This is a genomic window from Caldimicrobium sp. SLHALR3 (assembly GCF_058692735.1).
In genome coordinates, this window is sequence record NZ_CP182484.1 from 523,636 (window position 1) to 538,665 (window position 15,030).

At 32.3% G+C, this 15,030-nt stretch carries 15 protein-coding genes; 14 read left to right on the plus strand and 1 reads right to left on the minus strand.

Features of this window, described 5'->3' with window-relative positions; all coding sequences use genetic code 11:
* Positions 1-4 precede the first annotated feature (4 nt).
* The 9 genes from ACLGLP_RS02755 to lpxC all read left to right on the plus strand — a co-directional run bounded on the left by ACLGLP_RS02755 (position 5) and on the right by lpxC (position 8,617).
* Complete coding sequence (locus ACLGLP_RS02755; protein WP_492113409.1) at positions 5-901, plus strand: peptidylprolyl isomerase; 897 nt, start codon at positions 5-7, stop codon at positions 899-901.
* Complete coding sequence (locus ACLGLP_RS02760; protein WP_492113410.1) at positions 888-1,502, plus strand: ribonuclease H-like domain-containing protein; 615 nt, start codon at positions 888-890, stop codon at positions 1,500-1,502. The genes ACLGLP_RS02755 and ACLGLP_RS02760 overlap by 14 nt, the downstream gene beginning before the upstream one ends.
* Positions 1,474-2,964, plus strand: a complete 1,491-nt coding sequence (locus ACLGLP_RS02765; RefSeq protein WP_492113411.1) for a DegQ family serine endoprotease — start codon at positions 1,474-1,476, stop codon at positions 2,962-2,964. The genes ACLGLP_RS02760 and ACLGLP_RS02765 overlap by 29 nt, the downstream gene beginning before the upstream one ends.
* A gap of 7 nt (positions 2,965-2,971) precedes the next feature.
* Positions 2,972-3,895, plus strand: coding sequence for a peptidyl-prolyl cis-trans isomerase (locus ACLGLP_RS02770; protein ID WP_492113412.1), 924 nt, complete (start codon positions 2,972-2,974; stop codon positions 3,893-3,895).
* A 4-nt stretch (positions 3,896-3,899) separates the two neighbouring features.
* On the plus strand, positions 3,900-4,682 hold the full coding sequence (gene recO / locus ACLGLP_RS02775; protein WP_492113413.1) for a DNA repair protein RecO: 783 nt from the start codon (positions 3,900-3,902) through the stop codon (positions 4,680-4,682).
* Positions 4,666-5,346 carry an LOG family protein gene (locus tag ACLGLP_RS02780; protein ID WP_492113414.1) on the plus strand — a complete coding sequence of 227 codons (681 nt, stop codon included), beginning with the start codon at positions 4,666-4,668 and terminating at the stop codon, positions 5,344-5,346. The genes recO and ACLGLP_RS02780 overlap by 17 nt, the downstream gene beginning before the upstream one ends.
* A complete protein-coding gene (locus tag ACLGLP_RS02785; RefSeq protein ID WP_492113415.1) occupies positions 5,337-6,299 on the plus strand; it encodes an aspartate carbamoyltransferase catalytic subunit in 963 nt (320 codons plus the stop codon). Before ACLGLP_RS02780 ends, ACLGLP_RS02785 begins: the two co-directional genes overlap by 10 nt.
* The gene (locus tag ACLGLP_RS02790; protein WP_492113416.1) at positions 6,283-7,563 is read left to right on the plus strand and encodes a dihydroorotase; all 1,281 of its coding nucleotides are present in this window, start codon (positions 6,283-6,285) and stop codon (positions 7,561-7,563) included. The genes ACLGLP_RS02785 and ACLGLP_RS02790 overlap by 17 nt, the downstream gene beginning before the upstream one ends.
* A 151-nt stretch (positions 7,564-7,714) precedes the next feature.
* Complete coding sequence (lpxC, locus tag ACLGLP_RS02795) at positions 7,715-8,617, plus strand: UDP-3-O-acyl-N-acetylglucosamine deacetylase (RefSeq protein WP_492113417.1); 903 nt, start codon at positions 7,715-7,717, stop codon at positions 8,615-8,617.
* 3 nt (positions 8,618-8,620) lie between these two features.
* Here lpxC and ACLGLP_RS02800 read toward each other — a convergent pair whose 3' ends face one another.
* Positions 8,621-9,553: a L,D-transpeptidase gene (locus ACLGLP_RS02800; RefSeq protein WP_492113418.1), complete on the minus strand. Its 933-nt coding sequence runs from the start codon at positions 9,551-9,553 to the stop codon at positions 8,621-8,623.
* On the opposite strand from ACLGLP_RS02800, the gene ACLGLP_RS02805 reads away from it, so the two are divergent.
* From ACLGLP_RS02805 to mqnC, 5 genes are read left to right on the plus strand one after another with little or no spacing between them, the layout of a single operon-like run.
* A complete protein-coding gene (locus tag ACLGLP_RS02805) occupies positions 9,542-11,878 on the plus strand; it encodes a cysteine synthase (RefSeq protein WP_492113419.1) in 2,337 nt (778 codons plus the stop codon). The genes ACLGLP_RS02800 and ACLGLP_RS02805 overlap by 12 nt on opposite strands.
* Positions 11,875-12,522, plus strand: a complete 648-nt coding sequence (locus ACLGLP_RS02810; RefSeq protein ID WP_492113420.1) for an endonuclease III domain-containing protein — start codon at positions 11,875-11,877, stop codon at positions 12,520-12,522. Before ACLGLP_RS02805 ends, ACLGLP_RS02810 begins: the two co-directional genes overlap by 4 nt.
* Before the next feature lie 28 nt (positions 12,523-12,550).
* Complete coding sequence (locus tag ACLGLP_RS02815) at positions 12,551-13,435, plus strand: EamA family transporter (RefSeq protein ID WP_492113421.1); 885 nt, start codon at positions 12,551-12,553, stop codon at positions 13,433-13,435.
* Between the two features lie 14 nt (positions 13,436-13,449).
* Complete coding sequence (gene cobO / locus ACLGLP_RS02820) at positions 13,450-13,974, plus strand: cob(I)yrinic acid a,c-diamide adenosyltransferase (protein ID WP_492113422.1); 525 nt, start codon at positions 13,450-13,452, stop codon at positions 13,972-13,974.
* The gene (gene mqnC / locus ACLGLP_RS02825; protein WP_492113423.1) at positions 13,971-15,029 is read left to right on the plus strand and encodes a cyclic dehypoxanthinyl futalosine synthase; all 1,059 of its coding nucleotides are present in this window, start codon (positions 13,971-13,973) and stop codon (positions 15,027-15,029) included. Before cobO ends, mqnC begins: the two co-directional genes overlap by 4 nt.
* The last annotated feature ends 1 nt before the right edge of the window (position 15,030 follow it).

A 15,030-nucleotide genomic window follows, 5' to 3' on the forward strand; every position in this document is an offset into this window, starting at 1 on the left:
TTAAATGAAAAAATTAACGATTGTTTTTGTAATTTTTGCAATGGTTTTTCTCTTTTTTTTAAATGGATGGGCAGAAAATAAACTTTTAGCTGAGGTTGGACCTTATAAACTTTATGAAAAAGATGTTAACAGAATGATGGAAAAAGATGCCCATATTCAGCAGATTTTGAAGACAAAACCAGAATTGAAAGAAGATGTAGTTAAAGCCATAGTTAACAGATGGGTTAATTTATCTTTACTTTCTCTTGCAGGGAAAAAGGAAGGAATTGATAAAGATTTAGAAGTTAAAAAAGAATTGATGGAAATTGAAAAAAATTTCATTGCTCAAAAGTATTTTGAAAAAAAAGTAGCCAATTTAAAAATAAGTGAAAGGGAAGTAAGGGAATATTACGAAAAAAATAAAGAAGAATATAAGGAACCAGAAGGAAGACAGGTTAAGCATATTTTAATTTATGTTCCCAAAGATGCTGATAATGCTACTGAAGAGAAGGCTTTTAAAAAAGCAAACGAAGTTAGAGAAAAGCTTTTAAAGGGAGAAAAATTTGAAGAGCTTGCTAAGATTTATTCCGATGATACTGGTTCAAAAGAAAAAGGGGGAGATTTGGGGATTATTAAAAAAGGGCAAACTATACCAGAGTTTGAAAAAGAAGTTTTTAAACTTAAAGAAGGAGAAATAAGCATGCCTATAAAATCTCCTTTTGGGTATCACATTGTAAAAGTTGAAAAAATTATACCTGAGAGAATACCCTCTTTTGATGAAATAAAAAGTGTAGTTGAAAAAGATTATTTACAAAAGAAAGAAGAAGAGCTAATGGCACAGATTTTGCAAAATCTCTACAAAGAGTATCAGCCAAAAATTTATTTAAAATTGAAAAAAGAATCCAAAAATGAGAGCAAGTAGTATAATAGAGGATTTCAAAAAAAGGTTAAGATATCTCAATCTTTCTGAAAAATGGCAAGTTTATCTTCATTTTCCTTCGGAGATCTTATTTGTGGATATTGAAACAGAGGGTCTTTCAAAAGAAAATAATGATATTACCATAATTGGGATATACAAGGAGAATAAATACTTTCCTTTTATAAAGGATTTAAATTTAAATAGAGCTTATAATTTTCTTGCTGAAACTCCTATCTGGATAACCTTTGGAGGTGAAAATTTTGATGTTCCTTTTATTAAAAAAACTTTTCCAGATTTGATAACACCACTTATTCATATTGATCTCTTTTTGTTAACCAAAGAAGTGGGATTAAAGGGAGGTTTAAAAAAGATAGAGAAGGTATTAGGTATTGAGAGGAAATTAAAAGGTTTGAATGGTTATGATGCAGTAAAATTGTGGAGAAAGTGGACAGAAGAGAGAGACAAAGATGCTTTGAGAAAACTCATTATTTACAATAAAGAAGATGTGGTAAATCTGAAAAAAATTATGGAGTATGTGGTATCCAAAAAACTTAAAAGAAAGGAGGGGGACCTATATGAAAGATTTTCTCAAAAGTCAGTATAAACTAATTTTAATTTTAGTTATTATTGCTTTTGCTTTTGGAGTTTTAGCCAAAACTTTCATAGATAAAACCGGACTCCTGAGTTCCAAAAAATTAGTTGCCGGAGATGGAACTACAGTTTCAACAAAAAGTCTGGAAATAGCTCAAGAGCTTTCAGAAGCTTTTTCCTATGTTGCAGAAAAAGCTGCTCCAGCTGTGGTTTATATTGAGACTGAAAGAGTTATTTCTGTTCCAAAAGATGTTTTTCCTTTTGATTTTTTTGGTGACGAATTTTTTAGAAGATTCTTTTCAGTTCCTAATTATAAGCAGAGGGGAGCAGGTTCTGGATTTATAATTTCTAAGGATGGTTATGTTGTTACTAATAATCATGTAATTCAAGGAGCTCAAAATATTACAGTAAAATTAGTAGATGGTAGAAGTTTTAATGCAAAAATTGTGGGGACTGATCCTTTTTCTGATATAGCATTACTTAAAATAGATGCTAATAATCTTCCAACTTTAACCCTTGGTAATTCAGATTTAATAAAAGTTGGAGAGTGGGTTATTGCTATTGGTAATCCTTTTGGACTTTCTCACACTGTAACTGTAGGGGTGGTGAGTGCCAAAGGAAGAAGCGGAATCGGAATTTCAGATGTAGAAGATTTTATTCAAACAGATGCAGCTATAAATCCCGGAAATTCAGGGGGTCCTTTACTTAACTTAAAAGGGGAAGTCATAGGAATGAATACTGCTATTTTTACCAGATCTGGTGGTTACATGGGGATAGGTTTTGCCATTCCAAGTAATATTGTAAAAACCGTAGTAGAGCAATTAAAAGCTAAAGGAAAGGTGGAAAGGGGTTTTTTAGGAGTATATATTCAAGATATAACACCTGCCCTTGCTAAAGAATTAGGGTTAAAAATTACTGAAGGAGCACTTGTAACCGAAGTAATGAAAGACTCCCCTGCTGAAAAAGCTGGTTTAAAAGAAAAAGATGTTATTATAAGTTACAACGGAAAACCAATTAAAAATTCCTCAGAACTAAGAAATTATGTGCTCTTAACTAAACCAGGTACTGAAGTGGTTTTAAAAATAATAAGAGAAGGTAAAGAAATGGAAGTAAAAGTTAAAATTGAAGCTCCTAAAAAGGGCATCTTTATTTCAAAAGCTGAGATAAGTGAGTTGGAAGGATTTTTAGAAAATTTAGGATTTACAGTTGAGGATATTACTCCTGAATTAGCAAAAAGAATGGGGCTTTTCACTACTAAAGGTGTGGTAATTACTGAGGTTTTTCCAGAAACGCCAGCAGATTATGCTGGATTAAGACCTGGTCTTGTGATTGATGAGGTTAATCGCAAAAAAGTAAATAATTTGGAAGAATTTTATCAGGCTCTTAAACCGTCCTTAAATACAAATAAGGTTTTATTAGGAATTAAAACAGCAAGAGGAAGATATTACACCACTTTAAGCTTAGAAAGCCAATAATAAATTTATGTGGAAAAAAATTACATTTTTCCTCTTTTTCTTAGTCTTTTTTTGCACTTTTCCTGTTTTTTCTGAAACTATAAATAAAATTGTAGCTGTAGTGGGAGACGAATTTTTGACTCTTTATGACCTTGAGGAGATGTGTAAACCCTATTTTGAAAAATTTGTAAATCCTGATTTACCTTCAGAGGAAAAAGAAAAAATAAAGAATCAGATAAGAAGAGAAATTTTAAAAGGGTGGATAGAAGAAAGTGTTTTAAAAATTGAAGCTCAAAAATATGGACTTACCGTTACTGATGAGGAACTCGAAAGAGTTATAAAAATTGATATAGATGCTGTAGGTGGAGAGGAAAAGTTTAAAGAATATTTAAAAAAGCAAGGAATGAGTTATGAGGAGTATAAAGAAAAATTAAGAGATAAACTACTTAAGATTAAATTTGTGCAGATTCAGGTAAGAGGTAAAGTCTTCATTACTGATGATGAACTTAAAAAGGCATACGATGAGGCTATAAAAAATTACGAAAAAACTCCTAAGTATATTCTATCAATTTTAATAATAAGTGGAGACGAAAATTTTGCTTCCTCAATACATGAACAGATTCTTAAAGGTAAAAGTTTTGAGGATGTATATCGAGATTATCCTAAGAATTTACAATTTATAAAAGAGGAGACCTTTAAAAAAGACGAACTTGCTTCAGAAATTTTAGAAAAACTTAAAACCATTGCTCCAGGAGAGGTTACCCCTGTAATAAAAATAGGGGATCAGTTTTACATAATAAGGCTTCTAAAGATTGAAGAAGGGACTCCTCCTTCTTTTGAAGAGATGAAAGAGAAGTTATATCAAAAGTTGTTTGAAGTTAAAGCTCAGAAATTTTTGGAAAAGTGGATTAAAGAACTTGAAGAAAAAAGGTACATTAGAATCTATTTGTAAGTAGATGATTTTTTCTTTAGAGGCTTTAATTCTTTCTAAAGAGAAATTAGGCGAAATAGATTTATTAGTAGAGCTTTTAACTCCAAAAGGAAAAGTCTGGAGCATTGCTAAAGGAGCTCAAAAGAGTCGAAAAAGATTTGTTAATCTTTTAGAAGAATTTAATCTTATAAAAGCTCATCTAAGAAAGACTTCTAAAGGCAAGTTTCCTATTCTGGAAAAAGCTGATCTTCTTTTTTTGCCAGAAACTATCAGAAAGGATCATAAAAAGTATATAATAATTTCTTACATAGGAGAAATTCTTTCTAAAATAAGTTTTTCAGGTCTTGCGGTAGAGTATTTTTCTTTCATAAAAAAATTTTTAAGAGAAATAGAAAAAAGAAATAGTATTGGTAATTTGTGGAAACCCTTTTTTGAATTAAAAATTTTAAAATTTTCCGGATGGGCACCAGAGTTATTTCAATGTGTAAAATGTGGTTATCAACCTAAAAAGATTTTTTACTTTTCTGTATTTGAGGGCGGGATTTTATGTTTTAGGTGTAAAAATGATGAAGGTGAAGTTTTGGATTTGAAAACAATTCAAATGTTAAGAACTTTAATTGAAATGCCTCCTGATTTTGAAAGGTTGCAAAAATTGGAGGAAGAATTAAAAAATTGGGTTGATGATAGAGAAAAAATTTTTAAAATTAGTGAAAAGTTTTTTAAATTTTTTTTGCCTTTTGAAATAAACTCTTTAAAATTTTTAGAAGAATATGGTTTAGGAGGGGTGTCAGGTGCAGAGACCACTTGAAGGCAGATTTTTTGAAGAAAAACAATATGTTCTTGAAGGTCTTGCAGCAAAAGAATCTTGGAGACTTTTTAAGATTCTTGCCGAATTTGTTGAAGGTTTTGAACTTCTTCCCAAGGTTTATCCAGCAGTAACTATTTTTGGTTCCTCAAGAACTCCCTCAGATCATCCTGATTATAAAAAAGCAGAAGAACTGGGTAGACTTTTGGTAAAAGCTGGATTTTCAGTCATTACTGGTGGCGGACCCGGTATTATGGAAGCAGCTAATAAAGGAGCATCAGAAGCAGGAGGATATTCTGTAGGATTAAACATAAGATTACCTTTAGAACAAGAACCTAATCCTTATGCCAATATAAAGTTAGAATTCAAATACTTTTTTGTAAGAAAGGTGATGATGGCAAAGTATTCAGTAGCTTTTGTGTTTTTCCCTGGTGGGTTTGGAACCTTAGACGAAATGTTTGAAGTTCTTACTTTAGTTCAAACAAAGAAAATAAGACCCGTTCCTATTGTGCTCATAGGTAAAAATTTTTGGGCTCCACTTTATCAATGGATGATTGATTACCTTATTCCTAATAACAAGATTTCTCCCAAGGATGTTGATCTTTTTAGGATTTTTGATACACCTGAAGAGGCAGTAGAATATATAAAGGAATATTTATGGATTTAAAAAATAAACACCTTCTTGATATCGCCTCCCTTAGCAAAGAGGAAATAGAAAATTTTTTAAACTTAGCAGAAAACCTTAAAGAAATTTTATACAGACCCATTCCCAAAGTTCCTACTTTAAGAGGAAAATTGGTAATTAATCTTTTTTATGAACCCTCTACAAGAACCCGTTTTTCCTTTGAAAAAGCTGCTAAAACCTTATCTGCAGATACTTTAACTTTTACAGGTAAAGGAACGAGTATTGAAAAGGGAGAAACCCTTCTTGATACCATTAAAAATTTAGAAGCCATAGGGGCAGATCTATTTGTTATAAGACATCCCGTAGCAGGTGCACCGCACTTTGTAGCTCAACATAGCAAAGTTCCTGTAGTGAATGCAGGAGACGGGACTCATGAACATCCTACTCAAGCACTTTTAGATCTTTTAACTGTAAAAGAAAAGCTTGGCACCCTTTCAGATTTAAAAATAGCCATAATAGGTGATATAAAACACAGCAGGGTTGCTCATTCTGATATTTTAGCTTTCCAAAAAATGGGTTCTTCTGTTTGGGTTTCTGGTCCTGCTCAACTTTTGCCTAATTTAAAAGAAGAAAGCTATTACAAAATCAATGAGAAAGGCTTTAAAATTTGCTACAAAATAGAGGAAGCTATTAAAGATGCCGATGTGGTTATTGCTTTAAGAATACAGAAAGAAAGGCACGGAGAAACACTCGTTCCAAGTTTCCTTGAATATCACGAGTTTTTTGGGCTCAAACCAGCACATTTAGAGCTAATGAAAGAAAAAGCAATTCTTATGCATCCGGGTCCTATCAACTGGGGTGTAGAACTTTCATACGAGATGGAAAAGTATCCCTTTCAGGTAATTCTCGAACAGGTAGAAAATGGAGTAGCAATAAGAATGGCAATTTTACTTAAGCTTCTTACAGGTGGAAAAGATTATGAGACTTTTGATTAAAAAAGGAAGAATAATTGATCCTTCACAAAATCTTGATTTTGTAGGAGATGTGCTGATTGAAGAGGGAAAAATATTAGGTGTTGAAAAGAATATAGAAATTAAGGAAAAAGTAGAAGTAATAGAGGCGAAAAATTTGTGGGTTTTACCTGGACTTGTAGATATTCATGTGCATTTGAGAGAACCTGGAGAGGAATGGAAAGAAGACATAGAGACAGGGACAAAAGCAGCTTTATATGGAGGGATTTTGAGATTAGCTTGTATGCCAAATACCAAGCCTCCTAACGACACTCCAGAAGTTACGGGATATATTTTGGAAAGAGCTTCTAAAAAAGCTTATGTTTCAGTTTATCCTATCGCCTGTATCACCAAAAATCAAGAAGGAAAAGAAATTACTGAATTTGGAAGGCTTAAAAAAGCTGGAGTTGTAGCGGTTTCTGATGATGGAAAATGGGTCCAAAATTCTGAAGTTATGCGAAGAGCCCTTCTTTATGCCAAAAATTTTGATTTGGCAATAATCTCCCATTGCGAAGATAAAACTCTATCTAAGGGTGGACAAATTAATGAAGGATATTTTTCAGCAAAACTTGGATTAAAAGGAATTCCTGCCTCAGCTGAGACTATAGCAGTAGTAAGGGATCTAATCCTTGCTAAAGAAACTCAAAAATCTATTCATTTAGCCCACCTTTCAACAGGAGAGGTTATTCCATTTTTAAAATGGGCTAAAGAGGAAGGAATTCCCTTTACAGCTGAAACCTGTCCTCATTACTTCACTTTAACTGAAAAGGAAGTAGAAAATTATAATACCCTTGCTAAGGTTAACCCACCCTTAAGAACTGAAAAAGATGTAGAGGCTATAAAAATGGCTTTAAAAGAGAATTTAATAGAAGTAATAGCAAGTGATCACGCACCTCATAGCCCTCTTGAAAAGGAAATAGAATTTGAATATGCCTCTTTTGGAATGATAGGACTTCAAACTTTACTTCCTTTAAGTCTCAATTTAGTAAGAGAAAGATATCTAACACCTTTGGCTCTTTTTGAAAAACTTATCGTGAATCCCTCAAAAGTTTTGGGTATTGAGCCTCCATCGTTTAAAAAGGGAACTGTGGCTGAAGTTATAATTGTTGATCCAGAAGAAGAATACATCTTAACAGAAGAAATTATTCAATCAAAAAGTAAAAATACTCCATTTTTGAATAAAAAACTCAAAGGAAGGGTTAAAAAAGTTATTTTAAAAGATAAAATCTACGATTTAACTCAGATTTAGTTGTGTAATTTAAAACACACCTGATTATTAAATTACACACCCTGAAACATCGGTAGATACTTAAAATATTGAAAAATCAGGCATCTTAAAATTGGCACAGATATTGCTTAAATTTTAGATAAATAGAGACTGAAAGTAAGAGAGGTTGAAAATGCAATATCAAAGGACTTTGGCAGGGAAGATAGTTTTAGAAGGAGAGGGAATATTTTCTGGGAAAAATATAAAGGTGGAAATTGAGCCAGCTGAGGAAAATACTGGGATTCTCTTTGTAAGAGAAGACCTTCCAGAGAAACCTTTAATACCTTTAAGTATAAATAACATAATTGGGCTTGATGGTGCTACGGCTTTGACTGACGGGGAGCACTTTATTTATTTGGTTGAACATCTTCTTTCTGCTTTTCACGGTCTTCAGATAGATAATGCTATAGTTCGTGTTTATGGGGAAGAGATACCTCTTTTTGATGGTTCAGCCTATCCCTGGGTAAGAAAGATTCAAGAAGTAGGATATAAGTTTTTACTAACTCCCAAAAAAAAGTTTTATCTTCGCAAAAGTTTTCAGTATCAAAATGGAAATGGTGGTAAGATAAAATTTAAACCATCAAATACTTTAAAAATAAAAGCCTCTTTATACTTTAACCATCCACTAATAGGATATCAAAGTTTAGAATTGGAGTTAAATCCGAAAGTGTATATTCATGAAATTTCCTTTGCGAGAACTTTTGGTTTTAAAGACATACTTTTTGAAAGAAAAAATAAAGGAATAATAAAGGGTGGAAGTCTTTCCAATGCTATAATTTTAGATGAAGAAAAGGTTCTTAATCCAGAAGGATTAAGAACTCCTGATGAATTTGTAAGACATAAGATTTTAGATATAATGGGGGATATCTTTGCTTTGGGACAACCTTTGGTGGCAGAGATAGAAGCAGAATGTTCTAATCACAGGCTTCATATAGAAGCTCTAAAGAGCCTTTACAAAACCGGATTATTGGAAGAGGTTGAAGAAAGGGCTCTCACTTTTTTGCTGATTTATAAAAGATTGAAGAAAAACGAATAACTTTTACTTTTTCACTTTCCCTATTTCATAAATAAGACCATCAGCTTTTTCTAAAGCCTTTTCCAGTTTAATTAAATCTATTTGATAATTTAAATTTTTCTTTTTGGTAATAAGATCGAGTTTCTGAATAATGTGTTTAATAGGGTATTTAATGAGGTTTTCCATATCTGGATAAGCTTGTAAATATATTTTCCCATTTTGTATGGCAAGTTTATAGGGTTCGTAAACGATTTTTACCAAGGTTCCTATGGGAACATTTTTGTATAAAAATTCAATATCTTCTGGATAAAGGCGGATACATCCATGTGTGCTCCTTCTTCCTATACTATAAATCTTATTTGTTCCGTGTATGGCGTAAAGCCCTCTTGATAAATAAAGTGCATAATCTCCCATGGGATTATCTGGTCCAGGAGGAACTACATCAGGTAAAGTAGGATCTTCAGCTTTTATTGATGGAGGAGGATACCAGGTAGGTTTTTCTTTTTTATTTATAATAGTATAAACTCCTAAAGGAGGAAGACTTCCTTTATCTCCAATCCCTATTGGAGCAATAAAAACCTTTCCATTTTTAAAGTAGTATAGTCTCATTTCTGGAAGATTGACAATGATAACATTATCAGGCATAAAAAGAAATTCTTCTGGAATTAAAATTTTTTTGGGAATAATTATTGTTTTTCCAATTGGAGGAACCCAAGGGTCTATATCTTTATTAGCAAGAATTAAGTGATAATATCCGGTTCTGAATTGAACAGCAAGATCAACCAGGGTATCATTTTCGCAAAGAGTGTACTTTAGATTTTCCAAATAGATAAACTGGTTTGGTAGCAAAGAAATAAAGGAGGGACCAAAATTATAAGATTTATTTACTTGGCAAGTTCCTAAAGTAATATAAAATAAAACGAATAAAAAGCTCAACAAAAATTTATGAGATTTCATAATATCTTACAAAAAATAGGTAATACTCCCATAATTAAACTAAGAAATATAAAAGTCAAGTCATCTGTAGAAATTTGGGGAAAATTGGAAAGTCAAAATCCTGGTGGTTCAGTAAAAGATAGACCTGCACTTTTTATGATTGAAGAGGCAGAAAAGAGAGGGCTTTTAACTCCTGAAAAAATCGTAATTGAGGCTTCAAGCGGAAACACTGGAATAGGGCTTTCTTTGGTATGTGCGGTAAAAGGATATAGATGCGTTATAGCCATGCCTGAGTCTGCTTCAATTGAAAGAAGAAAAATTATGCAAGCCTTTGGAGCGGAAATCCTTTTAACTCCTGCTGAAAAGGGAACAGATGGAGCTATAGAGGCAGTTTATGAAATTTTAAGAAATAACCCAGACAAATATTACTGCACAGATCAATACAATAATTCCGCAAACTGGCTGAGTCATTATAAAACTACTGCACCAGAAATATTAAGAGATACAGAAGGGAAAGTTACCCATGTAGTTTGTGGTCTTGGAACTACAGGCACAGCAATGGGAATAGCAAGATTTGCCAAGGATAATAGACTATCTTTAAAGGTTGTGGGAGTGGAACCAAATCCAGGGCATAAGATTCAAGGGCTTAAAAATATGAAAGAATCCTATCCTCCCAGCATTTACGATAAAAAACTCTTAGAAAAGGTTATAAATGTGGAAGATGAAGAAGCATTTTACTGGGCAAGAAGACTTGCTAAGGAAGAAGGTATATTTGTGGGTATGAGCTCTGGTGCAGCTCTTGCAGGAGCTATAAAACTGGCAGAAGAGTTAAAGGAAGGTTTGATTGTGGTTATATTTCCAGATGGAGGAGAAAGATACCTTTCAACGCCACTTTGGAGTTTTGAAACCAATAAAAAAGAGCCATACAAAGAGGTAGATCTTATTCTTACCAATACTTTCTCAGGAAAGAGAGAACCTTTTTATCCTCTTAAAAACGGAGAAGTAAAGATTTATACCTGTGGACCAACCTTAAATGCAGAGCCTCATATAGGTCTTTATAGAAGACTGATCACCGCAGATATTTTGAAAAGTTATTTAAAACTCAAAGGTTATAAAGTAATCCATGTAGTAAATTTGACAGACTTTGATGACAAAACCATTCACACTGCCCTTGAAAAAAATGTAGATTTAGAAGGGCTTACTTCTAAAATAGAGAAAAAATTTTACGAAGATTTGGAGTGGTTAAAAATTGAAAGGGCTGATTTTTATCCTAAGGTCAGTAATCATCTGGAAGATATGAAAGAATTGGCTATTAAGGTGCTTGAGAAAGATAAAGCCTATGTAAAGTATTCAAGTCTTTATTTTGATATTTCAAGGTTTCCTGAATACGGGAAACTTTCTAAAATAGATTTGAATTATCTTAAACCTGGAGCTACCATTGATCTTGAAGAATACGAAAAGGAAGAGCCTTTTGATTTTGCCCTTTTAAAAAGGGTTCAGATTTTGGAATTAAAAAGGGGATATTTTATAGAAACTTCTTTTGGTAAAGTAAGACCAACATGGCATATTCATTGCGCAAGCCTCGTTTTAAAATATTTAGGAGAAGAAATTGACATATTTACCAGTAGTAGCGATCTCATTTTTCCTCATCATGAAAATACAAGAGCTGTAGCCAAGGCTATAACAGGAAAAGAGCTTGCCAGATACTGGGTTCATTCAGGTTTAGTATTTTATAACGGTAAAAAACTTTCATCTGAAAATAAAATAACGATAGAAGACATAAAAGAGAAGGGGTTTTCAGGAAGGACTCTTAGATTTTACTTTTTGAGAACTCATTACAGAAATAGATTTAATTTTGACTGGAAAGGTTTAGAGGAAAGTTCTAAAATATTGAAAAAGATTGATAGATATGTAGCCTTTTTAGGAGCAAGTCCTGAAAGAGAAATGAATTCTTCAGAAAAAGAAAGGCTTTGGCAGATTTTAAAAGACTTTGAAAATAACTGGGAAAAAGCCTTAAAAGAGGACCTTAATACACCACTTGTTATTTCTGAATTGATAACCTTTTTTAAAAAGATTTATCCTTACTTAAAAGAAGGAATATCCTCGGAATACAAAGAGGAGTTTTTAAAAAGTTTCAAAAAGCTTAATCAAGTCTTTAAGGTATTTAAATTTCCTCAAAGGGTAAAAGATGAGAAAATTTTAGAAAGGGTTAAATTAAGGGAGCTTGCTAAAAAAGAAAAAAATTATGAGTTAGCAGATAAAATAAGAGATGAACTTGAAAAAGAGGGGTTTTTTGTTTTTGATTTTCCATCTCAAACAGTAGTAGTATTTTTAGAAGAAGCATGAAAAACATTTCTCAAATTTTATGGGAGATTTATGAAAAACTGTATGCCTTTTTTGGATCTCAAAATTGGTGGCCTGCAGATACACCTTTTGAAGTTTGTGTAGGAGCTATTCTTACTCAAAATGCAAGCTGGAAAAATGTAAAAAAAGCTATAGAAAATTTAAAAAAGGAAAATCTCTTAGATCCATTTAAACTTTATGAAACTCCGATAGAGGTTATTGCCCAGTTGATAAAACCATCAGGATTTTATAATCTTAAGGCAAAAAGGCTTAAAAACTTTGTAAAATTTTTAGTGGAAAAATACGAAGGGAATTTAGATTTTCTTTTTTCAAACGGGCTTCACAAAGCAAGAGAAGAATTGCTTAGTGTAAAGGGTCTTGGAAAGGAAACCGTTGACAGTATGCTTCTTTATGCTGGAAATTTGCCCATTTTTGTAGTTGATGCTTACACTTATAGAATTTTGAGTAGACACTCTCTTATTCCTGAAGAAGTAACTTACGAAGAAATACAATCTTTATTTATGGAAAATCTACCCCCTGATCCCAAGCTTTTTAATGAATTTCATGCACTGCTTGTTGCATGTGGTAAAAATTTTTGTAAGAAAAAAGCCCCACTTTGTGCCTCCTGCCCATTAAATCTAATTTAACCCTACTACATTGTAAGTGGCAGAAAAAATGATTTGGTGTGTTTTTGCAATTTTGTCGGGATTTTTCGTAGCTTTAAGTGATGCTTTAAACAAAAAGTATCTCTCTTCTTTTGAACATCCCTATATGGTTGTTGCAAGAACTCTGGGAAGTTTCCCCTTTCTTTTTCCCATCTTTCTATTTCTTACTTATAAATACAATGGAGTAAACTATTTTAACTTTCAGTTTGTAAATAATGTTTCCCTTCTTCTTCTTTTAGAAATTACAGCAACTATACTTTATATGAAAGGAATTAGACTTTCTCCCCTTTCTTTAACCATACCTTTCCTTTCTTTTACACCTGTTTTTATAATGCTTACAGGTTATATTCTTTTAGGAGAAAAAATTTCTGAAAATGGGGCTTTAGGAATAACCTTGGTATTTTTAGGTAGTTATTGTATTAATCTTCCTTCTTTAAAAGAAGGATTTTTAGCTCCTATAAAGGCTATTAAAAAAGAAAAAGGTAGTTTTTTACTTCTACAAGTTGCTCTTATTTATTCTATAACTTCTGTTCTCGGTAAAAAAGGAATACTTCTTAGTAATCCTCTTTGGTTTGCTTCTTTTTATTTTTCAATTCTTGGAATAGCTTCAACTTTAAGTATGAAAATTCTTTATCGCATAAAACTTTGTGAATTTGTAAAAACAAATTTCAAACCGATTCTTTTAATAGGATTAACTCAGGCACTTATGTGTTATTTTCACATGATAGCTCTCAGTAAAATACAGACTGCCTATATGATAGCACTTAAAAGAACAAGTATTCTTTTTGCAGTTATTTTAGGGTATTTATTGTTTAAAGAGTCCTATATTTTGGTAAGGCTTTTTGCAGTGATTTTAATGCTTTTTGGAATTTTTATAATAACCTTTTTGAGATAAAATAAAAACTTAAAATGAAAAATTTTAAAGGCTACATTCAAGTTTATACAGGAGAAGGTAAAGGTAAAACTACTGCTGCTATCGGACTTACTATAAGAGCTTTAGGAGCAGGACTAAAAGTTGCATTTTTTCAGTTTTTTAAACCAGGAACCTCAAGTGAAGTAGAGATATTAAAAAGATTTTTTCCTCAACTTTTATATAAAGCTTTTGGCAAAGAAGAATTTGTAAAAGGAAAGATTGATCCTGAAATAAGAGAACTTACTCTTAAAGGATGGGAAGAGGTGAAAGAACTGGCAAAATCTGGAACCTATAATATAATAGTTCTTGACGAAATTACCTATGCTCTGAACTGGGGAATAATAGATCTGGAAGAATTTTTAGAGGTTATTAAAAATAAACCAGATAATCTGGAAATAATTATCACGGGAAGACAGGCTCCTCAAGAAATTATAGAAGTAGCAGACCTTGTAACAGAAATGAGAAAAGTCAAACATTACTATGAAAAAGGCGTAAAATCAAGAAAAGGAATAGAAAAATGAAAGAGAAAATAATTAAAAAAATTTTAGATGGAGAAAGAATAGATGAAGAAGAGGCTTTAAAGCTTTTTGATTTTAGTTTGCCTGAACTTGGCTATCTTGCAAGGATTGTTAGGTTTAGAATTAATCCAGAAAAAATAGTAACTTATGTAGTTGATAGGAACATAAATTATACTAATATTTGCATCTCAGGCTGTAGGTTTTGTGCATATTACAAGCCTCCAAATTCAAAAGATGGTTATGTTTTAAGTTTTGAAGAGCTTGCTAAAAAAATAAGGGAGACTATAGATCTTGGAGGATATCAAATTTTGCTTCAAGGAGGACTTCATCCAGATCTTCCTTTTTCTTTTTATGAGGAAATGCTAAAATTTATAAAAACAAACTTTCCTCAAATCCATTTACATGCCTTTTCTCCCCCTGAGATTGTTCACTTTAGTAGAATTTCTGGATTAAGTATAAAAGAGGTTTTGGAAAGATTGATAAAAGCAGGTCTTGATTCCATTCCTGGAGGAGGAGCTGAAATACTTTCAGACCGAGTGAGAAAGCTTATTTCACCTAATAAGTGTTCTGCAGATGAATGGTTAATGGTTATGGAGACTGCTCATAAGCTTGGCTTAAAGACCACCGCTACCATGATGTTTGGACACATAGAGACAAGAGAAGAAATAATAGAGCACCTTTCAAAAATTAGAAATTTACAGGATAAAACAGGAGGTTTTACAGCCTTCATTCCTTGGACCTTTCAGCCTAAAAATACACGCTTAAGACATTTAATAAAGGTTGGCTCTGCAGAATATTTAAGGGTTCTTGCTATTTCTCGCATTTTTCTTGATAACATAAAAAACATCCAAGTCTCCTGGGTTACTCAAGGACCTTACATAGCTCAAATAGCTTTGGAATTTGGAGGAAATGACTTTGGAAGCACTATGATAGAAGAAAATGTAGTTGCAGCTGCAGGAGTTTCTCACAGATTGAGTGAAAAAGAAATTAGACATTACATAGAAAGTGCAGGATACATTCCCAAAAGAAGAAAAATGGATTACACCCTTTTAGAATAAA